This is a genomic window from Streptomyces sp. CWNU-52B, from assembly GCF_047444975.1.
Lineage (GTDB): Bacteria > Actinomycetota > Actinomycetes > Streptomycetales > Streptomycetaceae > Streptomyces.
Map to the genome: position 1 here is coordinate 1 of NZ_JBLFJV010000051.1, position 15972 is coordinate 15972.

Annotated in this window: 14 protein-coding genes; 10 read left to right on the plus strand and 4 right to left on the minus strand. The window is 71.0% G+C overall.

The features are described 5' to 3' along the window. The 4 genes from ACLVWQ_RS35310 to ACLVWQ_RS35325 all read right to left on the minus strand — a co-directional run. On the minus strand, positions 1-637 hold a 637-nt coding region (locus ACLVWQ_RS35310), incomplete at its 3' end, for a 2-oxoacid:acceptor oxidoreductase family protein (protein ID WP_414113355.1). Between the two features lie 373 nt (positions 638-1010). Beyond that, the gene (locus ACLVWQ_RS35315) at positions 1011-1682 is read right to left on the minus strand and encodes a response regulator transcription factor (protein WP_414113356.1); all 672 of its coding nucleotides are present in this window, start codon (positions 1680-1682) and stop codon (positions 1011-1013) included. A gap of 970 nt (positions 1683-2652) precedes the next feature. Further along, positions 2653-4011 (minus strand): sensor histidine kinase, encoded by a 1359-nt coding sequence (locus ACLVWQ_RS35320; RefSeq protein WP_414113357.1) that lies wholly within the window; start codon positions 4009-4011, stop codon positions 2653-2655. Between the two features lie 212 nt (positions 4012-4223). After that, a complete protein-coding gene (locus tag ACLVWQ_RS35325) occupies positions 4224-5441 on the minus strand; it encodes a sensor histidine kinase (protein WP_414113358.1) in 1218 nt (405 codons plus the stop codon). A 382-nt stretch (positions 5442-5823) separates the two neighbouring features. Between ACLVWQ_RS35325 and ACLVWQ_RS35330 the strand changes: the two genes are divergently transcribed. The 10 genes from ACLVWQ_RS35330 to ACLVWQ_RS35375 are packed head-to-tail and all read left to right on the plus strand — an operon-like array spanning position 5824 to position 15805. Beyond that, a complete protein-coding gene (locus ACLVWQ_RS35330; RefSeq protein ID WP_414113359.1) occupies positions 5824-6261 on the plus strand; it encodes an NADH-quinone oxidoreductase subunit A in 438 nt (145 codons plus the stop codon). Beyond that, positions 6252-6902 carry an NADH-quinone oxidoreductase subunit B gene (locus ACLVWQ_RS35335; protein WP_414113360.1) on the plus strand — a complete coding sequence of 217 codons (651 nt, stop codon included), beginning with the start codon at positions 6252-6254 and terminating at the stop codon, positions 6900-6902. Before ACLVWQ_RS35330 ends, ACLVWQ_RS35335 begins: the two co-directional genes overlap by 10 nt. Then, positions 6899-8053, plus strand: coding sequence for an NADH-quinone oxidoreductase subunit C (locus ACLVWQ_RS35340; protein ID WP_414113361.1), 1155 nt, complete (start codon positions 6899-6901; stop codon positions 8051-8053). The genes ACLVWQ_RS35335 and ACLVWQ_RS35340 overlap by 4 nt, the downstream gene beginning before the upstream one ends. Continuing rightward, on the plus strand, positions 8050-9018 hold the full coding sequence (locus tag ACLVWQ_RS35345) for a complex I subunit 1/NuoH family protein (protein ID WP_414113362.1): 969 nt from the start codon (positions 8050-8052) through the stop codon (positions 9016-9018). Before ACLVWQ_RS35340 ends, ACLVWQ_RS35345 begins: the two co-directional genes overlap by 4 nt. Before the next feature lie 2 nt (positions 9019-9020). Continuing rightward, positions 9021-9617: a NuoI/complex I 23 kDa subunit family protein gene (locus ACLVWQ_RS35350; RefSeq protein WP_414113363.1), complete on the plus strand. Its 597-nt coding sequence runs from the start codon at positions 9021-9023 to the stop codon at positions 9615-9617. Then, the gene (locus ACLVWQ_RS35355) at positions 9614-10309 is read left to right on the plus strand and encodes an NADH-quinone oxidoreductase subunit J (RefSeq protein WP_414113364.1); all 696 of its coding nucleotides are present in this window, start codon (positions 9614-9616) and stop codon (positions 10307-10309) included. The genes ACLVWQ_RS35350 and ACLVWQ_RS35355 overlap by 4 nt, the downstream gene beginning before the upstream one ends. After that, positions 10309-10695, plus strand: coding sequence for an NADH-quinone oxidoreductase subunit NuoK (nuoK, locus tag ACLVWQ_RS35360; RefSeq protein ID WP_414113365.1), 387 nt, complete (start codon positions 10309-10311; stop codon positions 10693-10695). The genes ACLVWQ_RS35355 and nuoK overlap by 1 nt, the downstream gene beginning before the upstream one ends. Further along, positions 10692-12686 (plus strand): NADH-quinone oxidoreductase subunit L, encoded by a 1995-nt coding sequence (locus ACLVWQ_RS35365; RefSeq protein WP_414113366.1) that lies wholly within the window; start codon positions 10692-10694, stop codon positions 12684-12686. Before nuoK ends, ACLVWQ_RS35365 begins: the two co-directional genes overlap by 4 nt. Positions 12687-12692: 6 nt before the next feature. After that, the gene (locus ACLVWQ_RS35370) at positions 12693-14279 is read left to right on the plus strand and encodes an NADH-quinone oxidoreductase subunit M (protein WP_414113367.1); all 1587 of its coding nucleotides are present in this window, start codon (positions 12693-12695) and stop codon (positions 14277-14279) included. Beyond that, positions 14276-15805 carry an NADH-quinone oxidoreductase subunit N gene (locus tag ACLVWQ_RS35375; protein WP_414113368.1) on the plus strand — a complete coding sequence of 510 codons (1530 nt, stop codon included), beginning with the start codon at positions 14276-14278 and terminating at the stop codon, positions 15803-15805. The genes ACLVWQ_RS35370 and ACLVWQ_RS35375 overlap by 4 nt, the downstream gene beginning before the upstream one ends. Positions 15806-15972 lie beyond the last annotated feature (167 nt).

The following is a 15972-nucleotide window of genomic DNA, read 5'->3' on the forward strand; positions in this document are numbered from 1 at the left end:
TCGCCGACAAGAACGACTCGGTCCCCTCCGTCGGCCGGTGATACATCCACGACAACAAACCCAACGCGAACATGTTCTTGCTGCGCTCCGCCTCCTTGCGGGAGAGCCCGAACTCCTTGAGCGCCTCGACGGTCAGCGTGGTCAGCGGCACCGGATGGACACTGAACCCGTCCAGGGTGCCGTCCTCCAGCGGGCTCGACGCGTAGCCGACCTTGGTCATCGCCCGTCTGGTGAACTCGTCCGTGTTGACGATGATCTCCGCGCCGCGCGGCACGTCCGCCATGTTCGCCTTCAGTGCGGCCGGGTTCATCGCGACCAGGACGTTGGGCGCGTCGCCCGGGGTGAGGATGTCGTGGTCGGCGAAATGCAGCTGGAAAGACGAAACGCCCGGCAGGGTTCCTGCGGGCGCGCGGATCTCGGCGGGGAAGTTCGGCAGTGTCGAAAGGTCGTTCCCGAACGACGCCGTCTCGGAGGTGAAACGGTCTCCGGTGAGTTGCATACCGTCACCCGAGTCCCCCGCGAACCGGATGATCACCCGATCGAGCCGACGTACGTCCTTGTCGGCCGCCGGTTTGCGCTGTTCTCCTACGACGGCTCCGTCGGCCTGCTCAGCTGGCCTGCTGACCTGACTGGTCACTGAAGTGAACCTCCTTCGAGGCGGCTGTCCGGGGGCGGCCCTCCCGCAGGCCATCCCAGGTCCAACCCTACGTCGGGAAGGGGCGCTCGCCCCGGGACGCTCGCATGATGGACGTCGTTTCGGGACAGCTGTACATCCGTTTTTGTCACGATTGCTCCGCCCCCCCGGCGTTACCTGTGAAGACGCTCCGTGCTCATCCTTTGGTTCTCGCGCTCGCGTGCACCGGATTCCGGCCAGATTTCTGACGTGCTGTCAGGTCGGGTGCCGGGTCCGGTCTCAGACCTGGTGTCAGATCGTCAGATCTTTGCGAAACATCAGCTCGTCATCGACTCTTCGGTCCATCAGTTCGTCAGTCCGTCAGTTCGGCAATTCGTCAGCTCTTCAGGTAGGTGAGGACCGCGAGGACACGGCGGTGGTCCCCGTCGCTCTGGGACAGGCCCAGTTTCATGAAGATGTTGCTCACGTGCTTCTCGACCGCGCCGTCGCTCACCACGAGTTGCCGGGCGACCGCGGAGTTCGTCCGGCCCTCGGCCATGAGCCCCAGGACCTCCCTCTCCCGCGGCGTCAGCCCCGCGAGGACGTCCTGCTTGCGGCTGCGTCCGAGCAACTGCGCGACGACCTCCGGGTCGAGCGCGGTGCCGCCGCGGGCCACGCGGACGACCGCGTCCACGAACTCCCTGACTTCGGCTACCCGGTCCTTGAGGAGATAGCCGACGCCGGTGCTGGAACCGGCCAGCAGTTCGGTGGCGTACTGCTCCTCCACGTACTGCGACAGCACCAGGACACCGAGGCCGGGGTGCTGCTTGCGCAGTTGAACGGCCGCCTTGACGCCTTCGTCCGTGTGGGTCGGCGGCATCCTGACGTCCGCGACCACGACGTCCGGCAGCGCGTCCTGCGCCGCGAACTCGGTGATCGTCTTTATCAGCGCGTCCCCGTCCCCGACACCGGCGACCACGTCGTGCCCGCGGTCGGTCAGCAACCGGGTCAGGCCCTCCCGCAGCAGCACTGAATCCTCGGCGATGACCACGCGCACTCTGTCCTCCACGATTTTCGGCCCCCCAGCCCATCCCGGACCGCGCACCGGGTCGATCCCGCCGCCCACGCCCCGCACCCACACGCATACACACATACGCCAGCACCCAGCATCCCAGCATCGCCCCCCGAACGCGCCATGTTTCGAGGGGCAGGCCGTGGCCGCGCCCCGGGGACAGAAGGCTGCTCCTGATAAGCGATCGGGGTCCGTGTGTGACCTGACGTTCAGAGCCACGACAGGCGACCGGACATTCGGCTTTGAGGGCCGCGGCGGCATGAGGCCGGGTCCCGGGCGTTCAGCGTTCACGGCGTGCGGCCGGGTCTTTGGCGTCGAGGGGCACGGGCCACGGCCCGTCTCCCGGCGTTCAGGGTCGGGGCGTGCGGCCGGTGCTTGGGCTCTGAGGCTGCGGCATGAGGCCGGATCTCCGACTTCAGGAACACAGGCGACGGCCGGCCTTTGGCTTTTCGGGACGCGGACTTCGGCCGGCCCTTGGCTTTCGGGGGCGCGGGCTGCGGCCCGGTCTGCGATTTCCAGGGTCACGGCGTGCGGCCGGGTCTTTGGCGTTGAGGGGGATGGGCTGCGGTCCGGTTCTTGGCTTTCAAGGGTGGGGCGTACGGCCGGTTTTCGGCTTTGCGGGGCGTGGGCCGCGGTCCGGTCTTCGGCTTCAGAGGTGGGGCGTGCGGCCGGGTCTTTGGCTTTGCGGGGCGTGGGCTGCGGTTCGGATCTTCGGCTTCAGGGGCGTGGGTTACGGCCGGTCTTGTGCTTTTAGGGGCGCGGGGAACTGCGCGCTCAGCCACGAACGACCCGCACCTCCATCACACCCCGCAGCCAGCCGCCCCCGTCCAAGCCCGCAGCCAAGCGCCCCCCGTCCAAGCCCGCAGCCAAGCGCCCCCCGTCCAAGCCCGCAGCCAAGCGCCCCCCGGCCAAGCCCGCTGCCAAGCGCCCCGCAGGGGAGACCGCAGAGCCACAGAGCCAGCCCCCTTCAAGCCGCCCGCCAGGGCAACTCCGCAGTCACCCGCGTCGGCCCCGCCACCGGCGAATCCACCACCAGGATGCCGTCCACCGCCTCAAGCCGCCCGGAGAGCCCCGTGAGCCCGGACCCCGAACCGGCATCCGCACCCCCCACCCCGTTGTCGACCACCTGGATCATCAGCCGGTTCTCGATCCGCCACACATCGACCGTCGCCCGCGTGGCCCGCGAGTGCTTGCTGATGTTCTGGAGCAGCTCGGACACGGTGAAGTACGCGATCCCCTCGATGGCCGGCGCCGGCCGAGCCAGCAGATCGACCTCGACCTGCACGGGAACCGTGCAGCGGGAGGCGACCGACGACAGCGCCGCGTCGAGCCCTCGGTCCGTCAGCACGGCAGGATGGATGCCACGAGCCAGGTCCCGCAGTTCCTGAAGAGCCGTCTTCACCTCACCGTGCGCCTCGCCCACCATCCGCGCCGCCGCCGCCGGATCCTCCGTGAGCTTCTCCTTCGCCAGCCCCAGATCCATCGCCAGCGCCACCAGACGGGCCTGCGCCCCGTCGTGCAGATCCCGCTCGATGCGCCGCAGGTCGGCCGCCGCCGTGTCGACCACGACACCCCGGTCCGACTCCAGCTCCACCACCCGCGTGGCCAGCCGCGAAGGCCCGAGCAGCCCGCCCACGAGGAGCCGGTCCACCAGGGTCAGCGCCCGTACGATCCACGGCGTCGCCAACGTGAGCAGCAGCCCCACCAACGCCGTCACGGTGATCTCGAAGGGGTTGTCCAGGTAGACCCGGTGCGTCTCGTCCCCGTACAGCTGGATTCCGTCCTGCCCGGCGTACATCGGGAACACCCAGAACCACAGCGGGTACGTCAGCAGCGTCCAGCCGGTCGTCCAGAGGGTGACGGCCACCGAGAAGGCGAACACGGCCCACGGGAAGTGCAGCACCGTGTAGAGGAGGTGCCGCCAGGACGCACCGCTCTTCAGCGTCGCCCCCATCCACCCCATCACGCCCCGCTTGCGCATCCGCAGGGGTTCCGGCGCGGCGACGTCGAGGCCCAGCAGCCCCCGCGCCCGGCCCCGTTCCAGCGCGCCGAGCCCGCGGCAGCCCGCGAGCCCCGCGGCGAGCACCGGGACACCGAGGAACGTGATCAGCAGTCCCGCGCCGAGCGACATCATCGTCACGGCGAAGGTGAAGGCGACGATGCTGATCGGCAGGTTCAGCACCAGGTAGGCGAACTCCCGCAGGCTGCGGCCCTCGACCGGCGCCCGCAGCGCGGCGGGGAGCCGGTGCCACCGCTCCCCGGTACCCTCCCCGCGGAATCCGGGGCCGTCGTCCCACCCGTATCCCTGTCCGTACTCCGTGACCATGGCCGCCGTCCGTTTCTGCTCGTCCTAGTCCGCTGGTGCAACTCCACAGTGCTCTGTGCGCCGCTTCCGGACCATGGAGTGGGTCGGCGTCTGGGACGGGGGGTTTTCCCTACCTCACCTCGCCCCCGGTGCGCCGCACATCACGCGGCCCCGCACACGTGTGTACGGGGCCGCGTGATGTGGGTCGTACGGGTCATGCGGGTCGTACGACGCTACTTCCTGCCGGAGCCGGAGCCGGAGCCCTCCGTCCGGTCCCGCCACGGCAGCTCCGCCGTGATCGTCGTCGGTCCGCCGGCCGGCGAGTCGATGACGAACAGGCCGTCCACCGCGCCGAGCCGGTCCGCGAGCCCCGCCATCCCCGTACCGCCGTCGAGGGCGGCACCGCCGCGGCCGTCGTCCCAGACCTGTATGAGCAGGCGGTCGTCCGACCGCCACACGTCGACCGAGGCGGACCGCGCACCGCTGTGCTTGCTGACGTTCTGCAGCAGCTCGGAGACCGTGAAGTACGCGATGCCCTCGATGGCCGCGGCCGGCCGCGTCGGCAGTTCGGCCGTCACCTTCACCGGCACCGTGCACCGGGAGGCGACCGAGGAGAGCGCGGCGTCCAGGCCGCGGTCGGTGAGCACCGCGGGGTGGATGCCCCGCGCCAGGTCCCGCAGTTCCTGCAACGCCAGTTTCACCTCGCCGTGCGCCTCGTCGACCATCGCGGCGACGGTCTCGTCGGCCTGCCCCTCCAGCAGCTTCTCCTTTGCCAGACCGAGCCCCATCGCGAGGTTCACGAGCCGGGCCTGTGCCCCGTCGTGCAGGTCCCGCTCGATGCGCCGCAGGTCCGCCGCGGCCGTGTCGACGACCACTCCCCGGTCCGACTCCAGCTCGGCGATCCGCTTCTCCAGCTCGTCGGAGGGCGACAGCAGCGCGCGCACCATTGCCCGGTCCGCGTTGGCGAGGCCCCGCGCGATGAACGGCAGCACGGGCCACAGCACGAACAACGAGGTCAGTGTGATGGTGAAGGTGACGATGCTCCACGGCAGCCGGATGAGCTCGTACAGGAGCGTCCGCCAGCCGACCGGATCCTTCAGGGCCAGCCACAACCGCGTGAAGAACCCGCCCCGCCCGAGGAACGGCAGCCGGCTCGGCTCGTCCACCCGTACCCCGAGCAGAGCCCTGGCCCGAGCCCGCTCCAGCTTCCCCAACTGACGCGCGCCCACCAGCCCGAGCGCCAGCACGGGCAGCCCGATCACCGTCACCGTCAACCCTGCTCCCAGGAACAGCACGGTGACCACGTACGTGAATCCGACGATGGAGGCCGGCAGGTTGGCCAGGAGATGCGCGATCTCCTTCCAGGTGTGCCGGCCGTAGGCGAAGCGCGCGGGCGGCGGGCGGTCGATGCCGCCGCCCAGGGTGTCGGCGGCCAGGATGCGTTCGGTCATAGGCGCCACCTTGCCGGGCCGCGGCCCGCGGCGCCATGAGGTGGACCGCCTCCGTCTCCTGGGGAAAACCCCACCCCCGCCGACCTGCCCTGCCCGGCCCGGGACCGGCGCGGGACGGGCCTGGGACCGGCCTGGAAATCAGATCGCACGATGCCTACCCGTGACGGGCTGCTTACGGTCTCTTTAGCAGGCCCTAGACTCCGGTGCGTACAGATCGTCGAACGCGGAGCACCGCACGGCGCGCACAAGGACGCCCGCGAAGTCCTACGGGCTCGTACGGGCGTGTCGTGCGCACCTGTTGTACGGGTCCCACGCGGGCCCGCTGTACGAGGTCGTGCCAGGTCATACGAGGTCATACGAGGCCGGGGAGCGAGGGGCTGACGTGCCGGAACCGACCATGGTCGCGGCGACCGGGACCACTGGAACCGGGACCGCCGGGACCTCTCTCGCGGCGGACTACTTCCAGTCCTATTCGGTCGTCGGGCTGATCGTCGTGGTCGGCGTGCTCTTCGTCGCCGTCGCCTTCGGAGCGGGCCGCCTGCTGCGGCCGGTCGTCCCGACGCCCGAGAAGCTCATGACGTACGAGTGCGGAGTCGACCCCGTCGGCGAGGGCTGGGCCCACACCCAGGTCCGCTACTACGTCTACGCCTTCCTCTACGTGATCTTCGCAGTCGACTCGATCTTCCTCTTCCCCTGGGCCACGGTCTTCGCGGCGCCGGGCTACGGCGCGGCGACCCTCGTGGAGATGTTCATCTTCCTCGGCTTCCTGTCCGTCGGTCTGCTGTACGCATACAAGAAGGGCGTCCTCACATGGACGTGACCCGTCCGAATCCGGACGCGACCCCCACGGCCCCGTCGACTCCCTCCGCGGCTGCCGAACCCGTCCTCCTGCCGGAGCCCAAGCGGCTGGGCGCGCTCGCCCGCCTGGCCCCCGAGCCGATGAAGGTGGTCCTGAACTGGGGCCGCCGCTACTCGCTCTGGGTCTTCAACTTCGGCCTCGCCTGCTGCGCGATCGAGTTCATCGCGGCGTCGATGGCCCGGCACGACTTCATCCGGCTCGGCGTCATCCCGTTCGCACCGGGTCCCCGGCAGGCCGACCTGATGGTCGTCTCCGGCACGGTGACGGACAAGATGGCGCCCGCCGTGAAGCGCCTGTACGAGCAGATGCCCGAGCCGAAGTACGTCATCTCCTTCGGCGCCTGCTCGAACTGCGGCGGCCCGTACTGGGACTCGTACTCCGTGACGAAGGGCGTCGACCAGATCATCCCGGTCGACGTGTACGTCCCGGGCTGCCCGCCCCGCCCTGAGGCGTTGCTCCAGGGCATCCTCAAGCTCCAGGAGAAGATCGCCCGCGAGTCGCTGGGGGAGCGTTACGGATCCTCCGGCACGGACCGGCCCTCCACGGCCGCGCTGCAGAGCGGGCTCGTACGACAGCCGCCGGCCACGGGGGACACCCGATGACCGGGACGACGGGCGCGGCGGGGGCGGGTGCGACCGAGGCGACGGGGACGACCGGATGGCTTCCCGCTCCCGTGGAGGAGCTCTTCGGCCCGGACGCCACGGCCGAGGAGTCGTACGGGGTGCTGACGGTCGATGTGCCGCCGGAGTCCTGGCTCGCCTCGCTGGAGCGCGCGCGTGACGCGGTCGGCTGCACCTACTTCGACTGGCTGAGCGCCGTCGACGAACCCGGCACGGAGGCGGGCGCGGGCTTCCGCGTCTCGGCCCACGTCGTGGCGCTGGCGCCTGTACGCCGCCTCCTCGTCCGCACGACGGTTCCGCACGCCGCACCCGTCCTCCCCTCCGCCGTCGAGGTCTACGCGGGCGCCGCCTGGCACGAACGCGAGACCCACGAGATGTTCGGCGTCACCTTCGAGGGCCATCCCGGCCTGGACCCGCTCCTCCTCCCCGAGGGCTTCGAAGGCCACCCCCTCCGTAAGGACTTCGTCCTGGCGGCCCGTGTGGCGAAGGCCTGGCCGGGCGCGAAGGAGCCCGGGGAGTCGGAGCACGGCGGCCCGAAACGCCGCCAGATGCTCCCGCCGGGAGTGCCCGACCCGAACGAATGGGGCCCCCTCAAGGGCCAGCTCCCGCCGGCCCCCGCCCGCCCGGCCCGAGGCGGCGCCCGCGCGGCGGCGGGCGCGGCAGGCGACCGCCCGGCACGCCGGACCCGCACGGCGGGGGAGGGCGCGACGAGCGGTCCCCCGGCCTCGTCCACGGAGTCACCTTCCCCAGCCGTGCGCCGAGCACGGAGCGCGGGCCAGGGCTCGGCGAGCCAGCGGCCACAGCCCTCGGAGCCTCCGGAGTCCTCGGAGCCGACGGCTTCCCCCGAGCCGCCCACCCCGGCCCCGGCCCCGGCCGGACCGAAGCCCGAGCCGGACACCCCACCGGAACCGAAGTCGCCCGAGCGGGGGCCCACGCCCGAGCCGAAGGCACCCGACGCGTCGCGCGGTTCGGACGCCCCGTGGCACCACGCCCGCCCCACCTTCGACGAGCCCGAGGCTCCGGGTACTCCGGGTACTCCGGGTACTCCGGGTACTCCGGGTACTCCGGGTGATCCGGGCGAACCCGGCCCGGACGACCGCCCCGACCCCGGCTCCACAGGAGGCGCGCAGTGAACGACGCGCTCGACGTCGCCCTGCGACTGATCGTCGTCTTCGTCGTGTTCCTGACGTTCCCCCTGATCGTGGGTCAGGCCGAGCACAAGGTGATGGCCCATATGCAGGGCCGCCTCGGCCCCATGTACGCGGGCGGTTTCCACGGCTGGGCCCAACTCGTCGCGGACGGGGTGAAGTTCGCGCAGAAGGAGGACGTGGTCCCGGCGGAAGCGGACCGCCGTGTCTTCCAGCTCGCCCCGGCCGTGGCCCTCCTCCCGTACCTCGTCGTCCTCCTCGCCATCCCGATCGGCCCCGGAGAGGGCGCGGTCGGCGAGGTGGTCGACGCGGGCATCTTCTTCGTCCTGGCCGTGATGGGCGTGAGTGTCCTCGGCTCGCTCATGGCGGGCTGGGCCTCGGCCAACAAGTTCTCCCTTCTCGGCGGTCTGCGGACCGCCGCCCAGCTCCTCGCGTACGAACTCCCGATGCTGCTGACCGCCGCCTCCGTCGCCATGGCGGCCGGCACCGTCTCCCTCCCCGGCATCGTCGACGCCTTCGAGTGGTGGTGGCTGCCCTGGCAGATCGTCGGCGCGATCGTCTTCTTCGTGGCGGGCCTCGCCGAACTCCAGCGCCCGCCCTTCGACATGCCGGTCGCCGACTCGGAGATCATCTTCGGCGCGTACACCGAGTACACCGGCCTGCGCTTCGCCCTGTTCCTCCTCGCCGAGTACGCCGGAATCGTCGTCCTGTGCGGTCTGACCACCGTGCTCTTCCTGGGCGGCTGGCACGGCCCGTGGGGCGCGGACGGCCTCGGCTGGGTCTGGACCCTGCTGAAGGCGGCCGTCCTCGCCTTCGTCGTCATCTGGCTGCGCGTCACCTACCCCCGCCTGCGCGAGGACCAGCTCCAGAAACTCGCCTGGACCCTCCTCGTCCCCCTCTCCCTCGCCCAGATCGCCCTCACCGGCATCGTCAAGGTGGTGATCGCGTAACCATGTCCCCCATCCCCGGCTCAGGCCTGGCCAAGGGCCTGGCCGTCACCCTGCGCACGATGACGAAGAAGACCGTCACCGCGCAGTACCCCGACGCCCAGCCCGAACTCCCGCCCCGCACCCGCGGAGTCATCGGGCTCTTCGAGGAGAACTGCACGGTCTGCATGCTGTGCGCCCGCGAGTGCCCGGACTGGTGCATCTACATCGACTCCCACAAGGAGACGATCCCGGCCGCGGCGCCCGGCGGCCGTGAGCGCAGCCGCAACGTCCTCGACCGCTTCGCCATCGACTTCTCCCTCTGCATGTACTGCGGTATCTGCATCGAGGTCTGCCCGTTCGACGCCCTCTTCTGGTCCCCCGAGTTCGAGTACGCCGAGACCGACATCCACGAACTCACCCACGAACGCGACAAGCTCCGCGACTGGATGTGGACCGTCCCGGCCCCGCCGGCCCTCGACCCCGGCGCCGAGGAACCCAAGGAGATCGCCGCCGCCCGCAAGACCGCCGAGAAACTGGCCGCGGCCCAGGCACAGGCGTCGGCACCGGCGGAAGAACAGGCACCGGCCGGACCCACCGACCCGCGGGGAGGCGCATCGTGACTTCCGCCGCGGCCACCGCCACCGCGGTCCGGGCCACGACCGCCGCCGCCGAGACCCACGGCTTCCTCTCGCCGACGGGCGTCGAGATCGCCTTCCTCCTCGTCGGCCTGGTCACCTTCGGCGCCGCGATCGTCACGGTCACCACGAAGCAACTGGTGCACGCCGCCCTGTGGCTCGTGGTCGCCCTCGGTGGCCTCGCCGTCGAATACCTCCTCCTCACGGCCGAGTTCATCGCCTGGGTGCAGGTCCTCATCTACGTCGGTTCCATCGTCGTCCTCCTCCTCTTCGGTCTGATGCTCACCAGGGCGCCCATCGGCCGCTCCCCGGACGCCGACTCCGACAACCGCTGGGTCGCCCTCGCCGTGGCGGTCACCGCGGCAGCCGCCCTCGTCTGGGTCGTCGTCGACGCCTTCCGGACGACCTGGATCGACCTGGACGGCGCCGCGGCGGGCTCCACCGCGGTCACCGGCGCGAGCCTTTTCCAGAGCTGGGTGCTCCCCTTCGAGGCCCTCTCGGTCCTGCTGCTCGCCGCCCTCGTCGGCGCGATCGTCCTCTCCCGCAAGGCGGCGAAGGCGAAGGCGAAGGAGCCGGCCACCCCGAGCCGCCCGAGCTCCTCCAGCCCCAAGAGCCCGACGAGCCCCAAGAGCCCCGCGAGCGACGCCCCCCGGAGCGACAAGGAAGGCGCCCGCTGATGCACCTCGCCTACCCGGCCGTACTCTCCGCCCTCCTCTTCTGCACGGGCCTGTACGGAGTCCTCGCGCGCCGCAACGCGATCCTGGTCCTGATGTCCGTCGAGCTGATGCTCAACGCCGTCAACCTCAACCTCGTCGCCTTCGACGTCTGGCTCAGCAAGAGCGCCCAGGACACCCTGCACTCCGGCCAGGCCCTGACCCTGTTCACCATCGCCATCGCCGCCGCCGAGATCGGCATCGGCCTGGCGATCGTCCTCGCCGTCCACCGCAACCGCGGCACCGCGGACATCGACAAGCTCCGCGACACCGCCGAGACCGACGGCGCCGACGACGACTCCGGGCCCGCCAGGCGCGAGCCGGCCGAGAAGGCTGAGGCCACCGCGTGACCACGACCACCCTCGCCGTCCTCGTTCCCCTCCTCCCGTTCCTGGGCGCGGTGGCCGGCCTGCTCCTGGGCCGCACCGCCCCCGGTTTCGTACGCCCCCTCGCCGTCCTGCCCTCCCTCGCCGCCCTCGGACTCGCCGCGGTCGTCGCCGTGCGCCAGGGCGGCGGACAGGCGGTGGACGCGGCGACCGAACTCACCCCGACCGGCTCGGTCCCCGTCGAACTCGCCCTGCACATCGACGGCTTCGCCGCCCTCGTCGCGATCCTCGTCACCCTGGTCGCGACCTGCGTGCAGATCTACTCGACGGGCTACCTGCGCGACGACCCGCGCTACCCCTCGTACGCCGCTCTCGTCTCCCTCTTCACCTCCGCCATGCTGCTCGTCGTCTACTCCGGCGACCTGATGGTGCTGCTGGTCGGCTGGGAGATCATGGGCATCTGCTCGTACTTCCTCGTGGGCCACTACTGGGAGACCCCGGAGGCGCGCGCCGCCTCCATCAAGGCCTTCCTCGTCACCAAACTCGGTGATGTCCCCTTCCTGATCGGCCTGTTCGCGCTCGCCGCCGACACCGGTTCGTTCCGCATCACGAAGATCCTCGGCAACGTCGCGAGCGGCGGACTCGACCACCCGACCCTGATCGCCCTGCTGCTCCTGGCCGGGGTGGCGGGCAAGTCGGCGCAGTTCCCGCTCCACACCTGGCTCCCCGACGCGATGGCGGGCCCCACCCCCGTCTCCGCGCTGATCCACGCCGCGACGATGGTCGCCGCCGGTGTCTACTTCATCGCCCGGCTCCTCCCGGTCTTCGCCGCCTCAGCGGCCGCACTGGTCGTTCTCGCCGTGATGGCCGCCGTGACGATGGCAGGATCGGCCCTCGCCGCGCTCGCCCAGGACGACATCAAACGAGTCCTCGCGTACTCGACGATCGGCCAGCTCGGCTACATGACCGGCGCCCTCGCCGTCGGCGACCGCGGGGCCGCCGTCTTCCACCTCCTCACGCACGGCGCCTTCAAGGCGCTGCTGTTCCTCGCGGCGGGCGTGATCATCCACGCCGCCGACACCAACTCCCTGGCCGCCATGTCCCGGATGAAGGACCTGCGCGCCCGTGTCCCCGACGCCTACTGGACGATGACCGTGGCGCTGCTCGCCCTCGCCGCGATCCCGCCCTTCAGCGGCTTCTTCTCCAAGGAGGCCGTTCTCGGCGCCGCCGAGCACGCCGCCACCGGCCACGCCGAGAACGTCCCCGGAGCCGTGGGCTGGATCGTCCTCGTCGCCGGCCTGGTGACCGCCCTGCTCACCGCCGCCTACGCGATGCGCCTGTGGCTGCTCGCCTTCCGCGGCCACGGCACCGAGGCGCCCCACCACGGCAAGCAGCCCGTCGCCATGAACTCCGTGCTGTGGCTGCTCGCCCTCCCCTCGCTGGCTCTCGGACTCGTCACCGGTCTGCTGCCCGACTGGTTCGACGGCCGGGACCTGACCCCGACCCTCACCACCGCCGTCCTCGGCACGGGCGTCGCCCTGGTCGGCGGCATCGTCACGTACGGCGCGTGGCAGCACACCACCGTCCTGGCGGCCCGCATCCCCCTGGGCGCGGTCGCGGCCCACCCGGACGCCGACGGCGGCCTGGTCGAGGCCGAGGCCATCGCCAGCCACGAACCCGCGTACGGGAACGTGGCCTCCGCGCCCGACCCGGCGGATCCCGGCCGTCTGCTGCTCGGCCCGCTGCACCGCCACGCGGCCACCGGTTTCCACCTGGACGCGCTGTACACGGCGCTCTTCGTCCGCCCGGTCCAGGCCGCGGCCGCCCTCGTCCGGTTCCTGGACCGCGAGGTCGTCGACACCTACGTACGCGGTGCGGGCGCACTGCCCCGCTGGCTCGGCGCGGCCGTCCGGCGCGCCCAGACCGGCAATCTGCAGACCTATGTGAGCGCGCTGCTCGCCGGCACCGTCGTCCTGGTGGTCGCCGCCCTCCTCGTCGCGACCGCGGGAGCGTGAGCAGCAGTGATCGATATCAGCGAGTCCGTGATGCAGTTCCTTCTCGCGTTCATCGTCGTCGCCCCGCTCATCGGGGCCGTCGCGGCTCTCCTGCCGGCGCCGCCCGGACTGAAGGGGAAGTCGCCCGAGCAGGCCGTGCTGCGGCACGGTGTGATCGTCACCGGCGCCGTGCTCGTCGCCGCGGTCGTCCTCGCGCTGGGCTTCGACCACGGCACCCCGGCCACGGCCCACCGGATGCAGGCGACGACGGACATCAGCTGGATCCCCGCACTCGACGTGCGGATCCACCTCGGCATCGACGGCATCTCCCTCCCCCTCCTGGTCCTGACCGCGCTCCTGACCTTCCTCTGCGCGCTCTACAGCTACTTCAAGATGCCCGCGGGCCCGGCCCCGAAGGCGTTCGTCGCACTCGTCCTCGTCCTGGAGTCCGGCACCCTCGCGACCTTCGCCGTCCTCGATCTGCTGCTGTTCTTCCTGGCCTTCGAGATGGTGCTCATCCCGATGTACTTCCTCATCGCCCGCTGGGGCGGTGAGCAACGGACCAAGGCCGCCTGGAAGTTCATCCTCTACACACTGCTCGGGTCCGTCGTCATGCTGCTGGGCCTGCTCCTGATCGGAATCAAGGCGGGCACTTTCGACATGGTGGCACTCGCCACTGACAATCACCCCTCGCTGACCCCGTCGGTGCAGGTCATCGCCGTTCTGGCGATCGGGCTCGGGCTCGCGGTCAAGACGCCGATGTGGCCGCTCCACAGCTGGCTGCCGGACGCGCACACCGCCGCCCCGACCGTCGGATCGGTCCTGCTGGCCGGGGTCCTGCTGAAGATGGGCACGTACGGGTTCGTCCGGATCCTGCTGCCCGTCACACCCGACGGCATGAGCACGTTCGCCCCGTACCTCGCGGCCTTCGCGGTCGTCGGGATCATCTACGGTTCGCTGGCCTGCCTGGCGCTCGCCAGGCAGGGCGCGAAGGGCGACCTCAAACGCCTCATCGCGTACTCCTCGGTCGGCCACATGGGCTTCGTACTCCTCGGGATCGCGTCGATGACTCCGACCGGCGTGAACGGCGCGCTGTTCGCGAACATCGCCCACGGCCTCATCACCGGGCTGCTCTTCTTCCTCGTCGGCGCGCTCAAGGACCGCACGGGCACGACCGACCTCGACACCCTCGCGCGGACGACCGGCGCCGCGCTCTACGGCAGGGCCCCGCGCCTCGGCGGCCTGCTCGCCTTCGCCGCCGTCGCCTCGCTGGGACTGCCGGGCCTGGCCGGGTTCTGGGGCGAGATGCTCACGCTGTTCGGCGCGTTCGACCCGGCTGACGACCTCAGCAGGCCGGCGTTCCTGACGTTCATGGCGATCGCCGCGTTCGGCACGCTGCTCACCGCCGCGTACATGCTCGTCGTGGTCCGCCGGGTCTGCATGGGCGCCACCGCGCAGGAGGAGAGCCCGCAACTCGCCGACGTGCGGACGTACGAGTTCGCCGCCTGGACCCCGCTCGTCGTCCTGACCGTCGTCGCCGGGCTCTGGCCCAAGGCCCTCCTCGGCCTGACCGACCCGGCCGTGCAGCAGCTCCTCTCAGGAGGCACCCGATGAGCCCCCAGGCCCAGTCCCTGGTCCAGGCGCAGTCCCTGGTCCAGTCCGTCGACTGGCTCGCGATCGCGCCGCCCACCATCGCGGCGGTCGTCGCACTGGTGGTGCTCGTCGCCGACCTCTTCGTGGGCGACAAGAAGAAGGCCCTGCTCGGCTGGGTCTCCGTCGCCGGGCTCGCCGTCGCCGGGCTCGCGCTGCTGCCCCTCCTGGACGGCGACCGCTCCACGTTCTGCCTGACGGGCGACGCGGACGTGTGCAGCTATGCGGCGGACCGGTTCACGCTGGTCATCCAGTTCCTCGTCCTGGGCGGCGCGCTCCTCGCGGCGCTCCTGTCGATGACCGCCCTGAAGGACGCCGACAAGGAACTCCCCGAAGGGGAGTTCTGGTTCCTGCTGCTCTCCTCGGCCGCCGGCGCCGCCCTGCTGCCCGCCTCCCGCGACCTCGCCACCCTGATCGTCGCCCTGGAGGTCGCCTCGCTGCCCGCCTTCGCCCTCGTGGGCATCAGGCACGGCGACCGGAAGTCCTCCGAAGCGGCCCTGAAGTTCTTCCTTTCCTCGGTCACCGCGACCGCCGTGAGCCTCATGGGCATCAGCTTCGTCTACGCCTCGACTGGCACCCTGTACCTCACGGAGATCGCCACCCGGATCGAACACGTCGACAGCCAGCTGCACACACTCGCCCAGGCGGGCGTCGTCCTCACGCTCGTCGGCTTCGCCTTCAAGACGGCCGCCGTGCCCTTCCACTTCTGGGTGCCCGACACCTACGTGGGAGCCCCTCTCCCGGTCGCCGCCTATCTGTCGGTCGTCGGCAAGGCGGTCGGCTTCTCCGGCCTGATCCTCGTCACCGTGATCGCCTTCCCGTCGTACGCGGACGTCTGGGGCCCGGCACTCGCCGCCCTGGCCGCCCTGACCATGACGGTCGGCAACGTGGGCGCCCTGCGGCAGCGGACCACGCGCGCGTACAGCGCGGTACGCCTCCTCGCCTGGTCCTCCGTGGGACAGGCCGGCTACCTCCTGGTGCCGATCGCCGCCGCCGCGTACTCGGACGACGCGGAGAAGGCCATCGGCTCCACCGTCGCGTACGCCCTCATGTACGCCGCCGTGAACCTCGGAGCCTTCGCCGTGGCCGCCCTGGTGGCCCGTACGAAGCCGCTGAACCGGATCAGCGACTACCGCGGCCTGTACGCCTCACGCCCCCTCGCCGCCCTCGTCCTCGGCTTCTTCCTGCTCTGCCTGGCCGGTCTGCCGCCCGGCATCATCGGCCTCTTCGCGAAGGTCACCGTCTTCTCGGCGGCCGTCGACGCGGGTCTCGGCTGGCTTGCCGTGGTCATGGCCGTCAACGTCGTGATCGCGCTCTACTACTACCTCCAGTGGACGACCCTGCTGTTCCGCGCCCCCGAGGGCGAGCCCGAGTCGCACCGTGTCCCGGCCCCCCTCACCGCGGCGATCGCCCTGACCGCGGTCCTGGGCGTCGCGCTCTCCGGAGCACCTCAGCTCATCCTGCGCTTCTCCGACACCGGCCTCTTCTGACGGCTCCTGGCGGCACTCCCGAACCTCCCGAAGCGGTCCCACGCGCGGGTGCGGGGCGGTTGTCATATCACCCGGACGGCCGACGCGCGGGGCCGCGAGCACAAGGGAACTAGAGCCCTCCGCCTGGCGTTGACCAGTGAGGGAGGGTCCACTGGACCGTGGAGTCA